This window comes from Bacillus sp. FSL H7-0578, from assembly GCF_038630855.1.
Lineage (GTDB): Bacteria > Bacillota > Bacilli > Bacillales > Bacillaceae > Bacillus > Bacillus safensis.
Genome location: NZ_CP152045.1, coordinates 3,054,466 through 3,076,396, shown reverse-complemented (window position 1 = coordinate 3,076,396; position 21,931 = coordinate 3,054,466). Strand labels below are relative to the sequence as shown.

Annotated in this window: 23 protein-coding genes and 1 tRNA gene; 20 read left to right on the top strand and 4 right to left on the bottom strand. The window is 40.8% G+C overall.

Translation table 11 applies throughout. The features are described from left to right. Positions 1 to 2 precede the first annotated feature (2 nt). Genes rapZ through MHB41_RS15880 form a run of 5 tightly spaced genes read left to right on the top strand, consistent with a single transcriptional unit; the run spans position 3 to position 3,884 of the window. Positions 3 to 890, top strand: a complete 888-nt coding sequence (gene rapZ / locus MHB41_RS15900) for an RNase adapter RapZ (RefSeq protein WP_034281443.1) — start codon at positions 3 to 5, stop codon at positions 888 to 890. Continuing rightward, positions 891 to 1,850, top strand: a complete 960-nt coding sequence (locus MHB41_RS15895; protein WP_034281026.1) for a YvcK family protein — start codon at positions 891 to 893, stop codon at positions 1,848 to 1,850. Positions 1,851 to 1,867: 17 nt separating this feature from the next. Continuing rightward, complete coding sequence (gene whiA, locus MHB41_RS15890) at positions 1,868 to 2,818, top strand: DNA-binding protein WhiA (protein ID WP_034281025.1); 951 nt, start codon at positions 1,868 to 1,870, stop codon at positions 2,816 to 2,818. Between the two features lie 26 nt (positions 2,819 to 2,844). Next, entirely contained in the window at positions 2,845 to 3,102 is a 258-nt protein-coding gene (locus MHB41_RS15885) for an HPr family phosphocarrier protein (RefSeq protein WP_024423549.1), read from the top strand. Positions 3,103 to 3,140: 38 nt separating this feature from the next. Next, on the top strand, positions 3,141 to 3,884 hold the full coding sequence (locus tag MHB41_RS15880) for an arylamine N-acetyltransferase (RefSeq protein WP_340899988.1): 744 nt from the start codon (positions 3,141 to 3,143) through the stop codon (positions 3,882 to 3,884). Between the two features lie 50 nt (positions 3,885 to 3,934). Here the strand turns inward: MHB41_RS15880 and MHB41_RS15875 are convergent, their stop codons facing one another. Together MHB41_RS15875 and MHB41_RS15870 are read right to left on the bottom strand one after the other, a co-directional pair. Beyond that, positions 3,935 to 4,423, bottom strand: coding sequence for a ribonuclease (locus MHB41_RS15875; protein WP_024423547.1), 489 nt, complete (start codon positions 4,421 to 4,423; stop codon positions 3,935 to 3,937). Between the two features lie 374 nt (positions 4,424 to 4,797). Next, positions 4,798 to 5,775: a D-glycerate dehydrogenase gene (locus MHB41_RS15870; RefSeq protein WP_024423546.1), complete on the bottom strand. Its 978-nt coding sequence runs from the start codon at positions 5,773 to 5,775 to the stop codon at positions 4,798 to 4,800. 553 nt (positions 5,776 to 6,328) lie between these two features. On the opposite strand from MHB41_RS15870, the gene MHB41_RS15865 reads away from it, so the two are divergent. Together MHB41_RS15865 and MHB41_RS15860 are read left to right on the top strand one after the other, a co-directional pair. Then, the gene (locus tag MHB41_RS15865; RefSeq protein ID WP_024423545.1) at positions 6,329 to 6,910 is read left to right on the top strand and encodes a carbonic anhydrase; all 582 of its coding nucleotides are present in this window, start codon (positions 6,329 to 6,331) and stop codon (positions 6,908 to 6,910) included. Positions 6,911 to 6,947: 37 nt separating this feature from the next. Then, complete coding sequence (locus tag MHB41_RS15860) at positions 6,948 to 8,570, top strand: SulP family inorganic anion transporter (protein ID WP_328699368.1); 1,623 nt, start codon at positions 6,948 to 6,950, stop codon at positions 8,568 to 8,570. Positions 8,571 to 8,596: 26 nt separating this feature from the next. On the opposite strand, the gene MHB41_RS15855 is transcribed toward MHB41_RS15860, so the two are convergent. Beyond that, positions 8,597 to 8,938 carry a MazG-like family protein gene (locus MHB41_RS15855; protein WP_268420049.1) on the bottom strand — a complete coding sequence of 114 codons (342 nt, stop codon included), beginning with the start codon at positions 8,936 to 8,938 and terminating at the stop codon, positions 8,597 to 8,599. Positions 8,939 to 9,075: 137 nt separating this feature from the next. On the opposite strand from MHB41_RS15855, the gene MHB41_RS15850 reads away from it, so the two are divergent. Further along, positions 9,076 to 9,654, top strand: a complete 579-nt coding sequence (locus MHB41_RS15850) for a TIGR00730 family Rossman fold protein (RefSeq protein WP_041088147.1) — start codon at positions 9,076 to 9,078, stop codon at positions 9,652 to 9,654. 62 nt (positions 9,655 to 9,716) lie between these two features. On the opposite strand, the gene clpP is transcribed toward MHB41_RS15850, so the two are convergent. Then, positions 9,717 to 10,313, bottom strand: coding sequence for an ATP-dependent Clp endopeptidase proteolytic subunit ClpP (clpP, locus tag MHB41_RS15845; protein ID WP_024427684.1), 597 nt, complete (start codon positions 10,311 to 10,313; stop codon positions 9,717 to 9,719). A 253-nt stretch (positions 10,314 to 10,566) separates the two neighbouring features. On the opposite strand from clpP, the gene MHB41_RS15840 reads away from it, so the two are divergent. From MHB41_RS15840 to MHB41_RS15785, 12 genes are all read left to right on the top strand, one after another. Then, positions 10,567 to 10,642, top strand: a tRNA-Arg gene (locus tag MHB41_RS15840). 604 nt (positions 10,643 to 11,246) lie between these two features. Continuing rightward, on the top strand, positions 11,247 to 11,423 hold the full coding sequence (locus MHB41_RS15835; RefSeq protein WP_268436348.1) for a hypothetical protein: 177 nt from the start codon (positions 11,247 to 11,249) through the stop codon (positions 11,421 to 11,423). A gap of 366 nt (positions 11,424 to 11,789) precedes the next feature. Next, complete coding sequence (locus tag MHB41_RS15830) at positions 11,790 to 12,836, top strand: AAA family ATPase (protein ID WP_268436347.1); 1,047 nt, start codon at positions 11,790 to 11,792, stop codon at positions 12,834 to 12,836. Beyond that, the gene (locus tag MHB41_RS15825; RefSeq protein WP_268436346.1) at positions 12,823 to 13,248 is read left to right on the top strand and encodes a hypothetical protein; all 426 of its coding nucleotides are present in this window, start codon (positions 12,823 to 12,825) and stop codon (positions 13,246 to 13,248) included. The genes MHB41_RS15830 and MHB41_RS15825 overlap by 14 nt, the downstream gene beginning before the upstream one ends. Next, entirely contained in the window at positions 13,245 to 13,994 is a 750-nt protein-coding gene (locus MHB41_RS15820; protein ID WP_268436345.1) for a hypothetical protein, read from the top strand. The genes MHB41_RS15825 and MHB41_RS15820 overlap by 4 nt, the downstream gene beginning before the upstream one ends. Before the next feature lie 306 nt (positions 13,995 to 14,300). Further along, positions 14,301 to 15,191, top strand: coding sequence for an ABC transporter substrate-binding protein (locus MHB41_RS15815; protein WP_252050519.1), 891 nt, complete (start codon positions 14,301 to 14,303; stop codon positions 15,189 to 15,191). Between the two features lie 168 nt (positions 15,192 to 15,359). After that, positions 15,360 to 16,529, top strand: a complete 1,170-nt coding sequence (locus tag MHB41_RS15810) for a macrolide family glycosyltransferase (RefSeq protein WP_252049831.1) — start codon at positions 15,360 to 15,362, stop codon at positions 16,527 to 16,529. 119 nt (positions 16,530 to 16,648) lie between these two features. After that, positions 16,649 to 18,292 (top strand): nickel ABC transporter substrate-binding protein, encoded by a 1,644-nt coding sequence (gene nikA / locus MHB41_RS15805; protein ID WP_106025594.1) that lies wholly within the window; start codon positions 16,649 to 16,651, stop codon positions 18,290 to 18,292. A 15-nt stretch (positions 18,293 to 18,307) separates the two neighbouring features. Beyond that, on the top strand, positions 18,308 to 19,237 hold the full coding sequence (gene opp1B, locus MHB41_RS15800; protein WP_058837582.1) for a nickel/cobalt ABC transporter permease: 930 nt from the start codon (positions 18,308 to 18,310) through the stop codon (positions 19,235 to 19,237). Between the two features lie 5 nt (positions 19,238 to 19,242). Beyond that, positions 19,243 to 20,130, top strand: coding sequence for a nickel/cobalt ABC transporter permease (gene opp1C / locus MHB41_RS15795; RefSeq protein WP_151284840.1), 888 nt, complete (start codon positions 19,243 to 19,245; stop codon positions 20,128 to 20,130). After that, positions 20,093 to 20,911, top strand: a complete 819-nt coding sequence (locus MHB41_RS15790) for an ABC transporter ATP-binding protein (protein ID WP_064498008.1) — start codon at positions 20,093 to 20,095, stop codon at positions 20,909 to 20,911. The genes opp1C and MHB41_RS15790 overlap by 38 nt, the downstream gene beginning before the upstream one ends. Continuing rightward, positions 20,905 to 21,675, top strand: a complete 771-nt coding sequence (locus tag MHB41_RS15785; protein WP_151284839.1) for a dipeptide/oligopeptide/nickel ABC transporter ATP-binding protein — start codon at positions 20,905 to 20,907, stop codon at positions 21,673 to 21,675. The genes MHB41_RS15790 and MHB41_RS15785 overlap by 7 nt, the downstream gene beginning before the upstream one ends. Positions 21,676 to 21,931 lie beyond the last annotated feature (256 nt).

Here is a 21,931-nt window from a genome sequence, read left to right as displayed (position 1 = left end):
GCATGAATACACACAAACAAGAAGATATTCAGCTTGTGATTATTACAGGAATGTCAGGTGCGGGGAAAACCGTCGCCATTCAAAGCTTTGAAGATTTAGGCTACTTTTGTGTTGATAACCTGCCGCCATCACTTTTACCGAAGTTCTTAGAGCTCATGAAGGAATCGAATTCCAAGATGAGCAAGGTCGCTCTTGTGATGGATTTGCGCGGACGCGAATTTTTTGACAGCTTAATTGCCGCCTTAGATGAAATGAGTGATCTTGACTGGATCACGCCAAGAATTCTATTTTTAGATGCAAATGATAAGGTGCTTGTCTCAAGATACAAAGAAACGAGACGTTCGCATCCCCTTGCGACAACAGGTTTGCCGCTCGAAGGAATTGAAATGGAGCGCGAGCTGTTAGAGGAGTTAAAAGGCCGGTCTCAAATGATTTTTGATACATCGGATTTAAAACCGAAACAGCTGCGAGAAAAAATTGTCACGCATTTTGCCACCAATCAAGGACAGGTGTTTACAGTAAATGTGATGTCCTTTGGTTTTAAATACGGCCTGCCGATTGATGCTGATCTTGTCTTTGACGTGAGATTCCTGCCGAATCCTTACTATATTGAGAGCATGCGTCCACAGACTGGAAACGATGAAGAAGTGCGCTCCTATGTGATGAAATGGAGTGAAACGCAAAAATTCACAGAGAAATTAATCGATCTCCTCAGCTTTATGCTTCCGTCCTATAAACGGGAAGGAAAAAGCCAGCTTGTGATTGCCATCGGCTGTACAGGCGGACAGCATCGATCTGTGACACTGGCCAACTATTTATCGGAGTATTTTAAAAACGATTACTATACACATGTCACTCACCGGGACATTGAAAAGAGAAGCAGAAAATAGATGACGACACTACCAAAGGTGGTCATTCTTGGCGGGGGCACTGGCTTATCTGTTTTGCTCAGAGGGCTTAAAACGAAGCCAGTGGACATTACCGCTATTGTAACGGTTGCTGACGACGGAGGCAGCTCAGGCAGACTGCGGCATGATTTGAATATTCCCCCTCCAGGAGATATTCGAAACGTCCTTGCGGCTCTCTCTGATGTGGAACCGCTAGTAGAAGATCTATTTCAGCACCGTTTTAACAAAGGGAATGACTTAACAGGCCACTCACTCGGCAACCTCATTCTTGCGGCCATGACAAATATAACCGGTGATTTTTTTCATGCCGTCACTGAAATGAGTAAGGTTTTAAATGTGAGAGGAAAAGTATTGCCAGCAGCAAATTCAAGTGTTGTTCTTCATGCTGAATTAGAAAATGGGCAAATGGTGACAGGAGAATCGAAAATTCCCACCTATGGTGAGCGAATCAAACGAGTGTTCCTCACACCCGATACGATTGAACCACTGCCAGAATCCATTCAAGTCATTCGTGAGGCGGATTTGATCGTCATTGGGCCCGGCAGCCTGTATACAAGTATTTTACCAAACTTGCTTGTCCCGCATATTGGAGAAGAAGTGATTCGCTCTAAGGCGAAAAAAGTATATATTTGCAATGTCATGACGCAGCCGGGGGAAACGCTTTCCTACAGTGCAGCTGATCATGTTCAGGCATTAAATGATCATATGGATCGTCCATTTATCGATACGATTTTTGTGAACAATAAAGAAATTCCAGAAGAAATCAAAGCAAAATATGCAGAAGAACAGGCACAGCCTGTCCAATTCGACACAGATGCACTGAAAGCAATGGGACTAGAAGTGATTCCTGGAGAAATCATTACATATGACCAGCATGTCATTCGTCATGACACGCTGAAAGTAGCCTCACTGCTTGTCGACCTGCTGCATCAGAAAAAATAGGAATGGGGGTGGCAAGGATGTCATTTGCATCCGAAACAAAAAAAGAGCTGACTAATCTGGACGTGAAGGACTGCTGCACAAAAGCAGAGCTTTCTGCCCTCATCCGTATGAACGGTTCATTATCTTTCTCTAATCGAAAATTGATTTTAGATATACAGACAGAGAACGCAGCCATTGCAAGACGGATTTATACGCTGCTCAAGAAGAAATACGATGTGACAGTCGAACTGCTCGTCCGTAAAAAAATGAGATTGAAAAAGAATAACGTGTATATTGTCAGACTGGTAGAACGAGCGAGAACCATTTTAGAGGATTTAAAAATATTAGGTGAGCAATTTGTATTTGAGCGCAATATTTCAGAAGAGCTTGTGAAGAAAAGATGCTGCAAGCGCTCCTATATGAGAGGTGCTTTTTTAGCAGGCGGTTCTGTGAATAACCCAGAAACGTCCTCCTATCACCTTGAAATTTTTTCACTATATAAAGAACATAATGATGCCCTTTGTGAGCTGATGAATCAATTTCATCTCAATAGTAAAACACTTGAGCGCAAAAAAGGGTACATTACGTACATGAAGGAAGCAGAAAAAATCACGGAATTCTTAAGTGTTGTGGGCGCTCATAACTCACTGCTCCGCTTTGAAGATGTGCGGATCGTCCGAGATATGAGGAACTCCGTCAACCGGCTCGTCAATTGTGAAACAGCAAACTTGAATAAAACGATTGGTGCATCACTGCGTCAGGTCGAGAACATTCAATTCATTGATGAAAAAATTGGACTTGATGCCCTGCCGGAAAAGCTTCGTGAAATTGCCAAACTGCGAGTCGACTATCAAGAGGTCACGCTGAAGGAACTTGGAGAAATGGTAGAAAGTGGCAAGATCAGCAAGTCAGGGATTAACCACCGTTTAAGAAAGCTAGATCAAATCGCAGAACAATTACGAAACGGACAAGCTGTTACACTCAAATAGGAGAATGAAAAAGGGAGGCAGATCATATGGTGGAAAAAACGGTCACCATTCAGCTGAAAACAGGCCTGCAGGCACGTCCAGCTGCTTTGTTCGTACAAGAAGCCAATCGCTTTGGTGCTGATATTTTTCTAGAGAAAGATGGGAAAAAAGTCAATGCGAAAAGCATTATGGGTCTCATGAGTCTTGCGATCAGCTCTGGGGTTACTGTCACACTGATTGCAGATGGTGCGGATGAGCAAGAAGCCATTGAGGCGTTAACGGATTTTATCAATCAAGAAAACTGAGTCTCTTCAAAGGCTCAGTTTTTTTAGGAGGGAATGTCATGATTCAATCAGCTTTTTTACAGAAGATCGAATATGAAGGCCAGTCCATCACCTTTGATGACTTGCCTGTAGTATTAAAAAAAATGGCCTTTACCTTTCCGTTTGAAAATAGAGCTGTTCTGAACAAACAATCCTACGCTTTGAATCAAGAAGGGTTGAAGCAGCACCTACTTGAAGGAAACAGAGGAGGTCTTTGTTACGATCTCAATCCTCTCTTATACTATGTGTTAAAAGAGGCTGGGCTCTCTGTACAGCTTCTTCAAGGCACAGTGTATATCAAAGAAGCGGATACGTGGGCCATTGATGGCACGCATGTAGCCATCATGTTGAAGCATCACAACGAACGCTTTCTCATTGATGCGGGATTTGGTGTGAATTTACCTCTCCAGCCTGTGCCTTTTACAGAAGATTGGGTGGAAGGAGCGTCTATTCGGTTTCGCGTCAAAGCAAAGGAAACCGAAAAAGGGACACATCTGCTCCAATTAGATAAAGGAGATGGCGCTGAAACAGGCTATGCGTTCACTTTGAACGAGGTGGATGAGGATGCATTGTGCCAATTGAGACACGAGATTTATGAAAATGAATCCTCTCCATTTAACAAAAGACCGCTTGCGTCAAAGCTCACGCCAACAGGACGTGTGATCGTTACTGAGGATCATGTCACCACACATGAACACGAAGAAGTGTCGAAAAAGCCGCTGCCGATTCCTTTTGAGGATTACGTGAAAAACCTCATACCGTAAACCACCATACGAAAAGACAGGCCCAGATCAAATAGGGCTGTCTTTTTTGATTATCGAATACGGGTGAAAGTCGCATAATGGTCTGTTGTTTTGTAAATGAGCCAGTCGCTTGAATACACAAGACGGTCTGCATTGCGGAAGCCTGAAACGTAGTTGATGTCTGCCTCACGCCATGTTCGGCCGCTTGCTGAAGGAAGACGTCCCTCCCGGTTTGAGAAAATATCTCCACCAATGCTTTTACCTGGCGCCACCTCGGCTAGATTTCCCTTAGATGCCACCCATCCGAGAGCACTTGCTTGTGATTTCGTAATGTAGTTATCAGGCAGTCGTTTGTAGCGAATTAAATAATCTGCTACACCATCAAACGTATTAATGACGGCAAGGGTGCGCACATCTGGCGTGAGCTGAATAGAAGCAGTTTCAGTTGTGGCTGTTGGTGTAAGAGGTGTTTCTGCATGAGCTTGCTGCGGGACAAATCCAGAAAACAGAATAGCAGCGATCAGAGCGAACATAGTAAAAACCGAACTCAATCTTTTCATCTTCATCCTCCTATTAAGGAAATCGGATGCCGTCCTCTTGATGCTTGTCTAGCTCATATTATAGCACCCGAACATGAAGGAAATGTAAAGAATGAGGATCTTTGCTAAAATGAGTCTTTTATCCTGATGTCTCCTAAAGAAATAAATAAAAAGACGCAGTTTCGCGTCTTTCAGCGTGTAGACAAACCCTCGCATTCTTTGTCAGTCCTGCGCGCTGGTGCTCACGAATGTCAAATTCGCTCCGCAAAAGTAGCCGTCCTTCCTAGACTGCAAAGGTTTTCTATCACGCTGAAAAGAAGACAAAGAGCTAAAATAAAGATCATTTTAGCCCTTTGTCAACAATTTGAAAGACGCAGTTTCTGCGTCTTTGCTGTTCAAGATGAAGCAAGCTCCTTCACAACATCAACAGGCGCCTTTCCATCTATTCCATGAATCACATTATGAATGGCTCGTTTCAGCATGAGATCCCTTGTTGTTTCAGTAGCGGAACCGATGTGGGGGGCAAGGGTGACATTGTTCATCTCTTTGAAAGGATGATCCTCTTGAAGCGGTTCCTGCTCATACACATCAAGACCAGCGCCTTTGATCCATCCCTCCTGAAGTGCTTGAATGAGGCTTTGTTCATCCACTGTTTTCCCGCGGGAAATGTTTACAAATAAAGCCGTTTGCTTCATTAACTTCAATTCTCGTTCCCCAATCATATGATATGTTTCCTCGGTCAGCGGTGTAATCAACACGATGATATCAGCTTGTTTTAAAAGATCATCAAGTGCACAATAGACAGCGCCATATGCCGATTCAGCCTTTTCATTCCGGCTTCGGTTATGATAAAGAACGTTCATATCAAAACCATGTGCTGCCCGTTTGGCCACTTGTTCTCCGATACGTCCCATGCCAATAATACCGAGCGTTTGGTGATGGACGTCGATGCCAAAGATCTCTTCTTCCTGTACGAATTTCGTCCATTTTCCTTCACGGATAAAACGATCAAGCTCGGCGATTCTTCGCGCAGAGGAGAGAATGAGCGAAAAGGCAAGGTCAGCCACGGTATGATCGAGCGTATAAGGAGTATGCGTACCAATCACGCCTCTTTGCCTCATCGCTTCTATATCAAAATTGTCATAGCCGACAGAGTTATTGCTCACCACCTTGAGTTTTGGTGCGTGATCTAACAGCTCTTGATCGATTTTTGTTCCAGACGTTAAAAGACCATCAGCGTGCTGCAGCTTCTCAAACAACATGTCTCTTGGAATAGGGTCTTTGGATTGCCAAACCTCGTATGTACAATGTTCCTTTAGCATTTCTTCAAAAGAGGCAGGCAAGGGTTTGGCGACAAAAATGTGTGGTGTCACAGTCAATTCGCTCCTTTCACTTGGTCATCTTACTCCTTTTATTATAAAGCAACCATTTCGGCAGAACACGTTTGAATGTTAGCAGCTCAATATTTAATATACTGAAATAACGGTAAAGAAAGACATTTTCTTAGTGAAAAAGTAGATTCTTATGCCATCTGATGCATTTTTTATCTATATAAAAATAAGCTGATAGTAGATGAGACATGTGAAATTGCAAAAATTTACGAGAGATTATCTGACAAACTGGAAAATAGATCGAGACTTTTTGATAGAAAATTTATTATATTTGAAATGTATTAAACGGGATGATCATTTTCTACTAAACCATTTTATTGTCTTTTGGTGTGATGAGAACAATAAATTGAAAGCAAACCCGCGAAGCCGTTGGGATGCAGCGTAAAATAGAGAAAATGATGATATTTCTTCTCATCGTTTTCTCATTTTTTTCTTTTTTTTCTATCATTTTTCTTCTCTATTCTTGAGAACACAAGAAAGAAAAGGAGGACAGGCACGAGCTTACGTTACTTAAAAAAAGATGGGAGATGGCAAAATGGAGTCAAAATTAGAACAGATTCTTCAGCACAATTCAGAGTTTGTGAATGAGAGACATTATGAGCCTTACAAAGCGGGGAAATTTCCTGAGAAAAAACTGGTTATTTTAACGTGCATGGATACCCGTCTTTTGGAATTATTGCCGCAATCTATGGGTCTGCGCAACGGGGATGCAAAAATCATTAAGAATGCAGGTGCCATCGTGACACATCCGTTCGGCAGTGTGATGCGGAGTATCCTGCTAGCTATCTATGAGCTAAAGGCAGAGGAAGTATGCATTGTAGGGCATCATGAATGCGGAATGGCAGGTCTTGCGGCGGACCCTTTACTTGAAAAGGCGAAAGCACGCGGAATCGAAGAGAAATGCTTAAGCATTGTGAAAAACTCAGGAGTTGATTTAAAGGGCTGGCTGACAGGCTTTGATTCAGTTGAAGAAAGCGTGGCCCAAAGTGTGAAATTAGTGAAAGAGCATCCACTGATGCCAAGTGATGTGGCAGTTCATGGACTGGTGATTCACCCAGCGACAGGAAAGCTGGATGTCGTAGTGAAAGACAAACAAATTGACCCACAGTATACCTAAATCATCTACACATACTTGAAGGAGGCCAACACATACCATGCGTTTTTATGGAAGATTTGAAGGGTACAATTCATCAAAGTTTAGACGCGATTTAATCGCTGGGCTTGTCGTGGGCGTTGTGGCAATTCCTTTAGGCATGGCATTTGCCATTGCATCTGGTGTCGGACCAGAATATGGATTATACACAGTCATCGTTGCCGGCATTTTGATTTCATTGTTTGGTGGTTCAAAGTATCAGATCGGCGGGCCGACCGGGGCGTTTGTTCCCATTTTATTCGGGATCGTCAGCCAGTACGGTATTGAAAACTTACTCATTGCCGGTTTTATGGCAGGCTGTATGCTTGTATTATTCGGAATATTCAAACTAGGAAAGCTCATGAAATTTATTCCTCGTCCGGTTATCATCGGTTTTACTGCTGGCATTGCTGTCATTATTTTTTCAGGACAGATTGCCAACTTCCTCGGATTAAAGGGTGTTGAAAAACATGAAAGTTTTTTCCTCAATATGAGAGAAATCGTGGTCCATCTCGGTACCACAAACAGTCTCGCCATCATCACAGCCGTCACCGGGCTCATTGTGATTTTGGCGGCACAAAAATACATTCCCAAAATACCTGGTGCTCTATTAGGTCTATTGGCTTCTACGTTTCTCGCCGTTCTTTTCTTTCAAGGACAAGTTGAAACGATTGGCTCTGCATATGGTGAAATCCCTCGTCAGCTGCCAACCTTCGCTTTTCCTGAATTGACGATTGAAAAAATGATATACCTCCTGCCTCCAGCAATTATCATTGCACTTTTAGGCGGCGTGGAATCGATTTTGTCCGCAATGGTTGCTGATAATATGAAAGGCTCTAAGCATGACAGCAATAAAGAGCTTGTTGGACAAGGAATTGCCAATATGGCGGCACCGCTTTTCGGAGGAATTCCAGCGACGGGAGCTATTGCCCGAACGGCAACGAACATAAAAAATGGCGGGGCAAGTCCGATTTCTGGTGTGGTGCATGGCGTTGTCGTCTTGCTGATCTTAATGGTATTTGCGCCGTATGCGTCGATGATTCCACTTGCTGCAATGGCACCGATTTTAATGTTTGTTGCTTGGAATATGAGTGAGAGAAAAGAGTTTATCAATATTTTGAAAGTGAAAAATGCTGATTCGCTTGTACTGGTCGTGACTTTCCTGCTCACAGTGATCGGTGATTTGATTATTGGCGTCACTGCTGGTCTCATTTTAGCGTTTATCGCCTTTATCAAAAAAATGAGCCAGACGACCAATATCCATACAAATGTCGCCGTTCCTCAAATGGAAACAGCAGCTGCTTTAGAAAAACAGACAGAGGAGAAAGGGATCAGTATGTATTCCATTGAAGGGCCGCTCTTTTTCGGCACAACAGATTCATTAGAAAATTCGATATTGGATCATGTTCAAACAAAACCGAAAACGCTCATTCTGCTTATGAATAAAGTCAATTACATGGACACATCGGCAGAAGCGGTTCTCATGAATATCTCCAATCGGTTAAAGCATCATAATGGAAAGCTGATGATCGTTGGACTTCAATCACAGCCTAAGGAGCTTTTGCATCGAACGGGACTATTCCATCATATCGGAAAGCAGCATTTCTTTGAACGAACGGATGACATTTCACCACAGCATCTTTAAGGCGTAAAAAACACGTGACAGCTTGGTCACGTGTTTTTTACTGGCTCTTTTTCTCCAGAAAAGCGTTTGTTGAGTTTTTGTTGATGAGCGCTGAAGATCTCTTCTACTGTGACATCATATTGATCCGCTAAAATGAGGAGATTTGCTAAAACATCTCCCATTTCTTCAATGAGTTCTTTCTTCAGCTCAGATGATTCCTGTCTCTGCTCATCAGGCCGGTCTCGTCCGATTTCTATTGCTCTAACAGCGCGAGCGAGTTCTCCCGTTTCTTCCATTAAGAAGCCTAACCGGATAAACGGTCCGTATTCTGTCCAATTTCTCGTTTGATAAAAATCCTTGATCCACTTCTCCATCTCAGTTGTTTGCATTCTCTCTATACAGCTCCTTATATGGTGTTCACTCTTTTGATTTTACACTATATATAGAAGAAACGGCTGTTTCTTTACAAATCATTATAGTAGAATGAGTGGGTGAAGAAATCATAGAGAGAGATGGGGCTGTTTTGATGAAAACGATTTGTGTGTTTGCTGGTTCGAATCCAGGTGTAAATGATGTCTATAAACAAAAGGCTGTAGAGCTGGGTGCTTATATGGCGAAGCAGGGCATTCGTCTTGTTTACGGCGGATCGCGTATTGGGTTAATGGGCGCGATTGCCGATGAGGTCATGAGACATGGCGGGCAAGTGATCGGGGTCATGCCTAAGGGACTTTTTAGAGGAGAAGTCGTGCATCAAGAGCTGACAGAGCTAATTGAAGTAACAGGCATGCATGAACGAAAAGCAAAAATGAGCGAGCTGGCCGATGGGTTTATTGCGATGCCAGGTGGCTTTGGTACATATGAAGAATTATTTGAGGTGCTGTGCTGGGCACAAATCGGCATCCATCAAAAGCCGATTGGATTGTATCAAGTGAATGACTATTTCAACCCGCTTATGGACATGGTGAAGTTTAGTGTACAGGAAGGCTTTTCAAATGAATCACACCTTCAATTGTTACATGCTTCGAGCGAACCGGAGGAATTAATCACGCAGATGGCTTCTTATCAAACACCGTCTCTTCAGCAGAAATGGACGGAGCTGTCTTAAAGTATAAGTTTAAATGACAAAAAACCGTCTGTTCAAGGAACAGACGGTTTGTGTTGTGATCATTATTTTTGGTCTTCTGTATTACGGGTCAAGACTTTGTCAATGAGTCCGTATTGAAGTGCTTCTTCCGCTGTTTTGAAGTTGTCACGATCTGTATCGCGCTCAATGACTTCAATTGGCTGACCAGTACGTTCAGCAAGTACTTGGTTCAGTTTATCGCGTAAAGAAAGGATTCGTTTTGCCGCAATTTCAATTTCTGTTGCTTGACCTTGGGCTCCGCCTAGTGGTTGGTGAATCATGACTTCACTGTTTGGAAGAGCATAACGCTTACCTTTTTCACCAGCAGCAAGCAGGAACGCACCCATAGATGCAGCCATACCAATACAAATAGTTGATACCTTTGGTTTAATAAATTGCATCGTATCGTAAATGGCCATACCAGCTGTGATTGAACCGCCAGGGCTGTTAATGTAGATAGAAATATCTTTTTCTGGATCTTCAGCTTCTAAGAAAAGCAGCTGTGACACGATGGAGTTGGCAACATTGTCATCGATCGCAGAACCAAGCATGATAATACGGTCTTTTAAAAGACGAGAATAAATGTCGTAAGCTCTTTCCCCACGATTTGTTTGCTCAATGACTGTAGGTATTAAATTCATAATGTTCCTCCTTCACCTTTTAGGTAAGTATGTAATTCAATGATACATTTTTGGTCAATAAAGGTCAAACAAAACGCTGACCTAAATTCAAATACCCCTATCCATTTTCCCCAAAATCATTCCACTTCAAACCATCATATTAGTTTATGTATCCAAAGTAAGAAAATACATCATCATGACGAATGATTAATCATTGCTTTCTCGCAGTATTTCCCTTATAATTTGATATGCTGACGTTCAAAAAACATATCGTGCGCTCGTAGCTCAGTTGGATAGAGCGGTGGTTTCCGGTACCACGTCTGCCGGGGGTTCGAATCCCTCCGAGCGCGTACTTAGTATCTGATAGGATTCGATTAATAAATTGTGAAAAATGAGAAAACCCTTTTGAATAAAGGGTTTTTCTTTGTTTTTTATGTGATTGAAATATGTAAGTAAACGTTATTAATTAGATTGGTTTTGCACAAATTTTTCACTTGTGTAACTTTCGAGTACTAACATTTTGGAACAAATCTAAAGTACTTATAGTCTCTTCTTCTCTAAACTCCTTCATAACATGAGCAAAATATCTAAATAAAAGACATCTGAGGAAAGATTGCGCCTGCATTTGATTTTGAAAGTCCCGACGAAAATGGTCGATAGTTACTTGGCATACAAGAAAAGCGGAAACCGTTCTTTAGTTGAAATGGAAGAAACGAAGCACAGCAGTGAAATGAAGGGCGAAACATCAGTGTAGGCATTACGTATGAGCTTCCGCGTATAAATGTTGAGCGTCATACAGGTCACCTATTTGATGATGAACAGGTGAAGAAGAAAGACTAGAGAATCACGTATGATCTTGTGGATGGAGCGAGTAGGTTTTATAGCCCTATTTGGTCTTATATGGGGAAGTATGGAAAGAAACTGAAATCACAGCTTATGGGTGTGAATCTCGTTATGGTGGATTTGCAACAGCAACTAGAGCTATACGCCCATATGTATGCTCATATGGATTCAGAAACGAAAGAATATGACGAGGTTCTTTTAATGCCAGTATATACAGATGATCCATTCCCGAATGGCTTACCAGAGGGATGGACAAAAGAGGACATGGAATGGATAAAAAACAACTAGCAGAGAGGGGTATATGGAATAAGTTTTGTAGAAGTTTTAAGAAAAGTTATGTATGAAGCGTTAAAATTAAGCTCCGAATGGATTTATCACATAAATGAAAAGAAATTTTATGAATATATAAGGAGATTTGAATATTAGAAGCTTTCATAGATATTGGGAGAAGTCTTATAATGATAAGGATTTTAACGCGACATTTTTGATTTTTGAGGATATACTCTTCTCTGTTATATGATCAGGAATACTTTGTTTTTCGATGTCAATATAAAGTTAAATTCTAATCAATTAATTACAATAATTTTACATAAAAGTATCTATATCGTATTATTTATAGTAAATGATATCTAAATAATAGAGTGGAGTGGAAAAATGGATACTAATAAAGCTAAAGTTATTTCTTTTATTAATCTAAAGGGTGGAGTGGGGAAAACTTCTACAGCGATAAATATTGCTGATGCTTTATCTCGTGATAACCTCAAAGTTTTAGTAATAGATATGGACCCACAATTTAACGCTACACAAGCATTACTTACGCATCAATTTAAGTATCACAAAAAAGAAATAGAGAAAAATTTATTATCTGAGGTTCTTAGGGAGCTAAAGGAGAACTACGAAGAGGTAGTATCACCTACAGGAGTGCTGCAAGAGGAAGAGGTTGAACAAAATGACGGACTTAATCAAGATGACAATTATAAGAAAGAAATATCTTCTCAGTTAATATATAATAGAATAAAAGAAAAAGGAATGACGGTAAGATCTTTATTTACTCAAGAGGGTTTAGTTGATGAACCAGAAAACCTTTCTTTGGTTTATAATTTAAAAAACAATTTAGATTTAATACCTGGAGATTTAGATTTGTTTGAATCATTATATGGTGATACAAGCGGAAAGCATAATGTTCTAGATGATCATTTTGAAGCCTATGAATTAAGAAAAGAGTATGATTATATAATCATCGACTGTCCACCCAATTGGACAATCTTAACTCAGGCTAGTTTATTTGCTTCAGATCATTACATAATTCCAAGTAAGGTTGACCTATTCTCTAGTATAGGAATTGGCTTATTAGAAAGTTTAGTAAATGCAACTTTTTATGAAAAAAAGTCAGGAATATATAAATTGTATACGATGTATAGAAGAGATTTAAACCGTCCTTGTATTAATTCTTTAGGAGTTTTATTTACTTTAACACATGATATGCCTATTGCAAGTAAGCTAAAAGAAAGACTTCAGAATAATATCCCACAGTCTTTCTTTGAAACAGAAATACCATATCACTCGTCAGTTCCTCTGAAATTTTCTTTATACGAAGAAAGTGGAGCAAAACATGAAGCATTAAAAAACTCTATTACAAGGGTTGTCTCAGAAATCAAAGGATTGGTGTCGGATTTGGAGGGAGAACATGAAAAAAGTTGATAGTAAAAAGGATTTTATAAATGAGTTTAGTGTAATAAATAAGAACAAGTTTTCTCTACAACAAACTAAAAGTCTATTTTTGGGGCTTCTTTATGAATTAATTTCGGAAAGAGGAATATTTCTAAAAAACAAAGATTTAGAGGACTTTATAAAAGAAGTATTCAAAAAAAGCTATAATGAATATGTGTTTAGAAGTAGACCTTATCTTGCCTCTAGGCTACTTAAAGATATTTCAAAAGAGTACGATCCTTCAAAAATATCAGCATTTATAAAATTAATTGTAGTATACCTGCATGAAAAAGACACGAATAATGAAATTAGAGATCCTAGAGTGCAAAGGTCATCGAAAAATATGGAAGAAGATGTTATAGGGTGGTTTAACACAGTTAATAAAGGAAGTAAAGAAAAGTGAAAACATTAGATGACCTTTTAGAGAAAGAGTTTGAAAAGATACAAAGTTTAGAAGGGATCAAACATCAATTTTTAACAACAAATTTAACTGAATTTAGGAATATTTTCAGTTATATATATGCGCTTAATTATCTTAAGAACAAAGTAGAGACGAAGAACTACTTTGGTTCTGAATTTCAGATGACTTTTTCGTTACTACTTGAATCATTTTATGCACTTCTTAATGGGCAATGTAGGGGTGCTTTATTATTACTGAGATCTGCACAAGAGGCAAACTTTAAATTCGTATTGGAAAAAGAGAGGGGAGTTATGCTAAATAATGACCCCACTCTGAAATTTAAATCATTAAATTTCAGGTTTTCAGAAACCCAATCTCAATTTACCAATGATTTGAAAAGATGCCTAGATGAAAAAGATTTTAAGGAGTATTATAAGTCAGTTGAGAGGAACTTAACTCTTTACAAACGATTAAGTGCGGTAGTTCATTCGGTATCGAAAAACACTCCTATAATGAATGTTGCATACTTCTCTAGTCTGCATAATAATACTATTATAGATAAAGATAAGTATTTTAAGCTGTTTCATGATGTTGTTGATAAAATATTTCTTTTGAATTATTTTTTAATACGAGAAAGCTTAATCAATTGGGATTCTTATATCCTCAAAGATTTTCTGAGAATTATGTACGGTAAGAGAAGAGCTAAAACTTTGATTGAAATTGTAAAAAAAGATAAAATTTCTTCATGATAGCATTAAAGTAAAGTTAATAGTGATTTAAAATGTTAATAGAAATATTCTTTGCACAAATTTTGCACGAGGTCATTTTAAAACGTTGTTACAACAATAATTAAAGACACAAATTATACGTTCTCCAAGCGCGTACTTGACCTTGTTTACGATAGACAATGGTCTCACGAAACCCTCTCCTTTGGAGAGGGTTTTTTTGTTCCGCCTCATGTATGATTCACTTTTAAAACGTTTCATCTATGAATGTTTATTTATGCTATAATTAATAATCATTCTCAATTAAAGGTGGTTTTGTAAGTGAAAAAAATGATTTGGCTAGTCAGTCTGCTGGCACTGCTGTTAGTAGCATGCGGGCAGAAAGAGAATAAAGAGCAAGCAGCAAGTACGCGTACATATACAACGGAAACGGGTGAAAAGATCACGATTCCTGCCAAGCCGAAGCGGATTGTTGTGTTAACAGCGCAGCTTGGGAACTTTAAAAAGTTAGGTGTGACACCTGTTGGCATGACAGATGTTTATCCTAAATCATCCTTTTTAGATGAAACAGGTGTGAAGCGGGTGCCGATGGAAAATGTGGAGGCGATTGCAAAGCTGAAGCCTGATTTAATCATTGCTTATTCACAAAACGAACAGATTGAAAAGTATAAAAAGATTGCCAAAACGATCACGTTTACGACAAGTGAACATAGCTTCAAAGAGATGCATATTGAAATTGGAAAGATTCTTGGAAAAGAAGCGTTAGCGAAAAAACAAATACAAGAAATGGACGAGAAGCTGAAGAAAGACGGAGAAGAAGTGAAAGCGAAAATTGGTGATGACAAGACATTCTCCATTATGGATGTCCAGCCAAAGCAAGTGTACTTATTTGGTACGGACTTTGGCCGCGGCGGGGAAGTCATCTATCAAGGCTATGGATTCAGCTTACCTGAAAAGGCAGAAAAGGCACTTCCAAAGGAAGGCTATCTTGGAATTTCATTAGAAGAGATGAATGAGTATACAGGAGACTATTTACTTGTACCAACAAAGGATGGAAAAGAGCCAAATCTTGATATTACGAACAGCGCTGTATGGAAGAAAAATCAAGCGGTGAAGCAAGGGCATGTCCTGTACTATTCAATCAAGGAATTTATCTATGCAGATCCGATCTCCATTGAAAAACAGTCTGATGCATTTAAAAAAATGCTGCTCAAATCATAATGTGAAAAAGACAAAGTGCTTATTAGGAGACTTTGTCTTTTTTTCTGCCACTTTATGATGAAATACTGGACATAAGACTCATTTCTTCCCTTTTCAGGCGTATTTGTTGAGCCGGCTTGCTGTATATGATTAACATGGAAGGGAATTGACAATGAGGAGGGATTTCTTGTGGCGAAGATTTTATTGATTACGTTTCCAGCTGAAGGACATGTGAACCCTATGTTAGGAATGATCAAAACATGGGCGGATCGAGGCGATGAAGTGCATGCGGTTACAACTGTACATTATCAGGAACGAATCAAACGCTTAGGCGCTCACGTACATATACATCCAGACTATATTCGGACATTACATGTGGAAGAAGGAGATTTAGATTCCATGCAGCCGTTCTTTCATGCCATGCTGCAAACATCATATGATATTTTAGAGGTAGTGGAAACACTTTCCGATAAGCATTCATTTGATTTGGTCTACTACGATATGTTTGGGGCAGGAGAGCTTGTTCGAGATTACTTGCGCATTCCGAGCATTGGATCCAACCCATCTTTTGTGCTGCAAGAGGCGCATTTTGATACACCGCTATACAGGAAGGATGAGAAAGCTGAGCATCTGTTAGAAAAAATACAAGAGCGTTTTAGCGTTCAGCCAACGCGTTTGATGCAATTTATGAAAAACCGTGGAGAACTGAATATCGTCTATACAAGTGAATATTTCCAGCCTTCTGTTGATTCATTAAACGATTCGTTTGTCTTCATTGGACCGAGCTTTCTAAAAAGAGCCGACCAGCATGATTTCCCGCTGGAAGCACTTGAGCAAGAAAAAGTCGTTTTTATTTCCATGGGCACCGTTCTTGGGGATACAGAAGCATTTTTTAATATGTGTATAGATGCCTTCGCAGACTTTGACGGAAAAGTAATTATCGCAACAGGTGAAAAAGTAGATCGTTCTCTCTTAAAAGAGGCGCCTGCTCATTTTCTGATCGAGCCTTATGTGCCGCAGCTTGAAGTGCTCGAACTGACAGATGTGTTTATAACGCACGGCGGGATGAATAGTGTCAATGAAGGTATTCATTACCACGTTCCGATGGTCGTCATTCCAGTCGACAAAGATCAGCCGATGGTGGCACAAAGACTTACCGAATTATCTGCTGCCTGCGCACTTGATAAAGATCAGCTGACAGCAGAGCAGCTAAGAGAGACCGTTGAGACGGTTTTAGGCAGTGATACGTACCGGGCGGGGATTGAGAAAATTGAAGAAAGCTTCCAAGCAGCAGGTGGAACAGAAAAAGCATTAAGGGTGATCGATCAATTCATACAAGCGAAACAGACTCAATCATGAGTCTGTTTTTTTATGAAAAGATGTTGTATTTCCCATTTCTGTATGCTAGTATTCAATTCGTAATCATTTCGATTAATAATCGTAATGATTACGATAATGTTGAATTGGAGGAAGTACATATGAGTGATCAACCTGTTTACATAAAGAAGAAATATGAGAAAAAGCATCTCTATGTGACATACACCATGATGCTGTTTTCAGTGATGGCTTGTTTTTTATTGGCCTCATGCTCTGGAAACAAAGCATCTTCCAGCATGAATGATAGAGAAGAAGATGAGCTCGTGTATGCAAGTACAAAAGATATCAGGGACATCAATCCCCATCTATACGGCGGAGAGATGGCTGCTCAAAATATGGTGTTTGAATCGCTTGTCGTCAATACAGAGAAGGGCGTTCAGCCTGCTTTAGCGAAAAGCTGGGACATTTCAAAAGATGGAAAAACCTACACCTTTCATCTTCGAAAAGGTGTGACTTTTTCAGATGGTGAGCCTTTTAATGCAAAGGCAGTTAAATTGAACATAGATGCTGTCGTCAAAAATATTGAAAAGAACGCTTGGCTTAATCTCGTATCCGAAATCAAATCCACAAAGGCGTTAGATGACGATACATTTGTTCTCACGTTGAAAGAGCCTTATTATCCTACGTTAGAAGAGCTGGGCTTAACACGCCCCTTCCGTTTTATTTCTCCAAAAAGCTTCATTGATGGAACGACTGCAAAAGGAGTCAAAAGCTATGCAGGTACAGGTCCTTATGTTCTAAAGGAACATAAGAAAAATCAATATGCCGTTTTTGAAATGAATGACCACTATTGGGGGAAAAAGCCGAAAATTTCAACCGTGAAATGGAAAGTCATGCCGGATCACCAGACCATCTTACTTGCGCTCCAAAAAGGAGAGATAGATCTTTTATTTGGAGCAGATGGTGACATGATCGATGGAGACTCATTCCAGGCTTTAAAAGAAGCAGGTCAATATGGTGTAACCGTGAGTCCTCCTGTTGGTTCAAGATCGATAGTCATTAATTCAAACCAGCCAATCACAAAAGATCCGAAAGTAAGAGAAGCGTTTCAATACGCCATTCAAAAGGACATGATCACAGAAGGCATTTTAAATGGAACGGAAAAGGTGGCACACACATTGCTTGCCCCTTCTGTCCCTTACGCAAATATTCCATTGAAAAAGAAAACTTATCAAAAGAAGAAAGCAGAGGCAATATTGGATGAGGCAGGCTGGAGGATGAAAGAAGACGGGTATCGCTATCAAAATGGCAAACTGCTGAGTGTGGCTATTTACTATAATTCCGATAATGCAGGGGAAAGAACGATCAGTGAATCGATTCAACAAGATTTCAAGCAGGTGGGGATCAAGCTGGATATTAGAGGAGAAGAAAAACAGGCATTTTTAGATCGCCAAAAAACAGGAAAGTTCGATCTGATGTACTCGCTGTCTTGGGGACTCCCATATGATCCACAAACTTATGTCTCTTCATTCCGTGTAGCATCCCATGCTGATTATCAAGCCCAATTAGGACTGAAAAAGAAAAAGTGGCTGGACGAGACGATTACGGAAGTATTAGTAGAACCAGATGAGCAAAAGCGGAAACAAATGTATCAAGAAATATTGACGTATATCCATGATGAAAATGTCTACATCCCAATCTCTTATTCTGTGACAAAGGCCGTTTATAATAAGCGCCTGAAAGGCGTAGGTTTTCATGTGTCTCAGTATGAAATTCCATTTGACCGTATGTATTTTGCGTCATAAAACGGAGGTAGAGACATGACTCGCTATCTCTTAAAACGAATACTGATGCTTTTTCCGCTTATGATCTTCATCACCTTCTTTGCTTTTGTCCTGCTGACGATGCGGGCAAGTGATCCAGCAGAGGTCGCTTTGCGGGTGAATCAAGTCACACCAACAGAAGAAATGATTGAATCGATGCGTCAGGAGTTAGGCTTAGACCAGCCGTTTTTCATCCGCTATGCCACATGGCTTAAAGATGGATTAACAGGTGATTTTGGTAAGAGCTATGTCACACAGGAGCCAGTTTTTAATCTTATCATGGAGGCGCTGCCTGCTACATTGCAGCTTGCAGGAGCAGCGCTCTTTTTGATCATATTGCTCAGTTTGTTGTTCGGGGTGATTTGTGCATATGCTGCTCATTCCTGGGTGGACCGGATCTTGAGAGCCTTTGTGTTTATCGCCGCTTCAATGCCTAGTTTTTGGCTGGGGATTTTGTTGATTTGGCTTTTTTCTGTCAAATTCAATTGGGTCAATACGAGTGGAATGGAAGGGTTCAAATCGATTCTTCTTCCAGCTGTCACATTATCATTTGGCTACTTATCGACCTATGTGAGACTGATACGCAATCAAATTCTAAAATTTCAGCACGAGCCCTTTGTTTTTTACGCAAGAGCACGTGGTTTAAAGGAACGAACCGTTCAACTGAAGGTCATGAGGCATGCCCTGCAATTAGCGGTGACAGCACTTGGCATGTCTATTCCAAAGCTCATTGCGGGAACCGTCATTATTGAGAACCTTTTTGCTTGGCCAGGGGTTGGCCGGTTGTGTGTAACAGCTATTTTCCATGCTGATTTCCCTATTATTCAAGCCTATTTATTTGTGATGGGGTTCCTGTTTGTTATGTGCAATCTCATCGCTGATGTGATCCAAATGACCATGAATCCGCAGTTGCGAAAGGAGGTCTGACAACGATGATAGGGTGGCATCAATTAAGAAAAGACCGTATGGCGATTCTTTCAATCTGGCTGTTAGCACTGGTTGCATTAGCTGGACTGTTTGCACCAGTGTTAGCACCACATGACCCAACAAATACGAACATTCTTCAAAAATATGCCGGTATCAGTCTTACTTATCCATTAGGAACGGATCATCTAGGGAGATGTGTATTGTCTCGGCTTTTATATGGCATTCGGACAACAATGCTTGCGGCCATGCTGACGATGTGTATCACGATGCTCATTGGCAGTGTACTTGGACTCATGGCAGGATTCTTTCGAGGAAAGGTGGATGGGGTTTTGATGAGGCTGTGTGATGTCATGCTTTCCTTTCCAGCAGAGGTGATGATCCTTGCGGTTGTGGGAATCCTCGGACCTGGACTATTCAATATTATTTTGGCGAATGTTCTAGCGAAATGGGCCTGGTATACAAGAATGATTCGTTCATCTGTCCTTCAATATGCGAATGAACCTTCTGTTCAGTTTGCGAAGGTGTCTGGCGGCACACCCTTTTACATATTGAGGAGACATCTAATTCCTCGTATCTCAGGAGAAATTGCTGTTTTTGCGACACTTGATGCGGGCTGGGTAATCTTAAATATATCAGCACTGTCTTTTCTTGGGTTAGGTGTGAGTGCACCTACACCAGAATGGGGTATGATGCTCAACGAGGCGAAGAATGTCATGGTGACACATCCTGCCCATATGCTTGCGCCTGGACTTGCCATCTTGTTTGTGGTCATGGCGTTGAACTTTTTAGGAGACAGCCTTCAGCATGCCGCGAATCCTGCCATGCATCATACCAGAAAGAAAGGGGGGAGGCCATTTGCCTTTAATCGACGTAAAAAATCTGTCCGTACATGATCCACAGCAGCAAAAGAATATAGTGACGAATATCACATTTTCTTTACACCAACAACGCTGTTTAGCCGTCATTGGAGAAAGTGGCAGTGGAAAATCAACTCTCGCAAAAGCGTTAATTGACCTTGTCGCCCCTTCGCTAGAAGTGGAAGGAACGATCATTTTTGACGGCAAAACATTGACAAATCAAGAAGCACATCAATGGCGGGGGAAACGAATAGGTTTCATCTCACAAGATGCTATGAATGCATTCAATCCCATCGAAACGATTGGTCATCAAATATTGGAAACATTTCAGCAGCATTTGGGCTTACGCGGGAAAGAAGCAAAAGCACATGCTATGGCTGGGCTTGCACGTGTTCATTTAAAAAATCCATATGATTTGATGAAAAAATACCCGTATGAACTGTCTGGAGGAATGCTTCAGCGTGTGATGATTGGCATCACGTTGATGCTTTCTCCTGACGTGATCATTGCAGATGAGCCAACTGCATCGCTTGATGCCTTTAATCGGCGTGAAGTCATCAGACAATTACACAGGCTAAAGGAAGAAACCGGTGTTACCTTGATCGTTATAACGCATGATTTAGGCGTCGTTCAGGCAATCGCCGATGAGTTGATGGTCATGCACCAAGGAGTGATGCTTGAGCATGGGTCAGCCAAGGAAGTGTTCACATCACCCGAGCATCCCCAAACAAAGCATTTACTGGAGACGAGGCTTCGATTATCTGCTCCTATTAAAGCACTGCGGCAGCAGAAGAGAGCGGAGGCGTTTCCATGTTGATCACAGCTATAAATCTAGTCAAACACGGTGAGAAGAAAGGTCTTTTTTCACATCAAAAGAAACCAAAAGACCGCATATCAAACGTTTCGTTTCAAATTGAAAAAGGACAATGTGCCGGATTAGTCGGTGAGAGCGGCAGTGGCAAAAGTACATTGGCACGTATCCTGCTCGGTTTAGAAAAAATAGATAGAGGCGAGGTACAGATTGATGGCATGCCAGCTGACAAGTGGCGGAGGGTGAATCGGGGGAAAATGAGTGTTGTTTTTCAGGATTATCTATCTTCTGTTCATCCCTCCTTTACGGTGAAAGAGATCGTAGCAGAACCGATGCGTTTGTTAAAGCAGAATCAGAATCTGGATCAGAAAGTTTTGTCATTACTTCAGCAAGTCAGGCTGCCCTCGTCTGTACTGAATCAATATGCTCATCAGCTAAGCGGCGGTCAGCTTCAGCGAGTGTGCATCGCACGAGCCATATCAACGCACCCATCCATTCTCATACTAGATGAAGTCCTGAGTTCACTGGATGTTTCTGTTCAAGTACAAATATTGGAGCTGCTTGAGACATTAAAACAAGAGCTAGACATGACGATCCTTCTCATTACCCATGATGTAGAAGCAGCGGTGTATCTATGTGACCGTCTTCTATTTTTACATGAAGGAAGCCTAGTGGAGGAATGCAAAAAGGACCAATTGTTTGAAGTGTCCCATCCATTTACACTCCAGTTAATCGACTCACTTATGCCTTTTCAGCTTGACAAAAAATAACCAATCTTTTATCGTATACGTAACAAACGACGGAAGGGTGACCCAATGCAATGAAGTACTAATCCTATGACCTGTAAGCAAAATGAATGAACGAAGGCAGTGAGCAAACGATCGGTTTGCCATGTTTGCTGCGTTTTCATTTTTTAGCTTCGGAATAGGATGGTACAGCTTGGGAATCAAAGAATGAGGTGTTTGATACGTGGGATGTGTGTGTTCAAATTGGAACGGCACACCATACTGGATCAATCCGCTTATT

Coding starts and splice junctions, on each gene's coding strand:
- MHB41_RS15835 (WP_268436348.1), top strand. CDS start 11,247: ATGGTGGATTTGCAACAGCAACTAGAGCTATACGCCCATATGTATGCT.
- MHB41_RS15830 (WP_268436347.1), top strand. CDS start 11,790: ATGGATACTAATAAAGCTAAAGTTATTTCTTTTATTAATCTAAAGGGT.
- rapZ (WP_034281443.1), top strand. CDS start 3: ATGAATACACACAAACAAGAAGATATTCAGCTTGTGATTATTACAGGA.
- MHB41_RS15895 (WP_034281026.1), top strand. CDS start 891: ATGACGACACTACCAAAGGTGGTCATTCTTGGCGGGGGCACTGGCTTA.
- MHB41_RS15850 (WP_041088147.1), top strand. CDS start 9,076: ATGAAAACGATTTGTGTGTTTGCTGGTTCGAATCCAGGTGTAAATGAT.
- MHB41_RS15875 (WP_024423547.1), bottom strand. CDS start 4,423: ATGAAAAGATTGAGTTCGGTTTTTACTATGTTCGCTCTGATCGCTGCT.
- clpP (WP_024427684.1), bottom strand. CDS start 10,313: ATGAATTTAATACCTACAGTCATTGAGCAAACAAATCGTGGGGAAAGA.
- opp1B (WP_058837582.1), top strand. CDS start 18,308: ATGACTCGCTATCTCTTAAAACGAATACTGATGCTTTTTCCGCTTATG.
- MHB41_RS15885 (WP_024423549.1), top strand. CDS start 2,845: ATGGTGGAAAAAACGGTCACCATTCAGCTGAAAACAGGCCTGCAGGCA.
- MHB41_RS15865 (WP_024423545.1), top strand. CDS start 6,329: ATGGAGTCAAAATTAGAACAGATTCTTCAGCACAATTCAGAGTTTGTG.
- MHB41_RS15860 (WP_328699368.1), top strand. CDS start 6,948: ATGCGTTTTTATGGAAGATTTGAAGGGTACAATTCATCAAAGTTTAGA.
- MHB41_RS15785 (WP_151284839.1), top strand. CDS start 20,905: ATGTTGATCACAGCTATAAATCTAGTCAAACACGGTGAGAAGAAAGGT.
- MHB41_RS15825 (WP_268436346.1), top strand. CDS start 12,823: ATGAAAAAAGTTGATAGTAAAAAGGATTTTATAAATGAGTTTAGTGTA.
- MHB41_RS15880 (WP_340899988.1), top strand. CDS start 3,141: ATGATTCAATCAGCTTTTTTACAGAAGATCGAATATGAAGGCCAGTCC.
- nikA (WP_106025594.1), top strand. CDS start 16,649: ATGAGTGATCAACCTGTTTACATAAAGAAGAAATATGAGAAAAAGCAT.
- opp1C (WP_151284840.1), top strand. CDS start 19,243: ATGATAGGGTGGCATCAATTAAGAAAAGACCGTATGGCGATTCTTTCA.
- MHB41_RS15855 (WP_268420049.1), bottom strand. CDS start 8,938: ATGCAAACAACTGAGATGGAGAAGTGGATCAAGGATTTTTATCAAACG.
- MHB41_RS15815 (WP_252050519.1), top strand. CDS start 14,301: ATGATTTGGCTAGTCAGTCTGCTGGCACTGCTGTTAGTAGCATGCGGG.
- whiA (WP_034281025.1), top strand. CDS start 1,868: ATGTCATTTGCATCCGAAACAAAAAAAGAGCTGACTAATCTGGACGTG.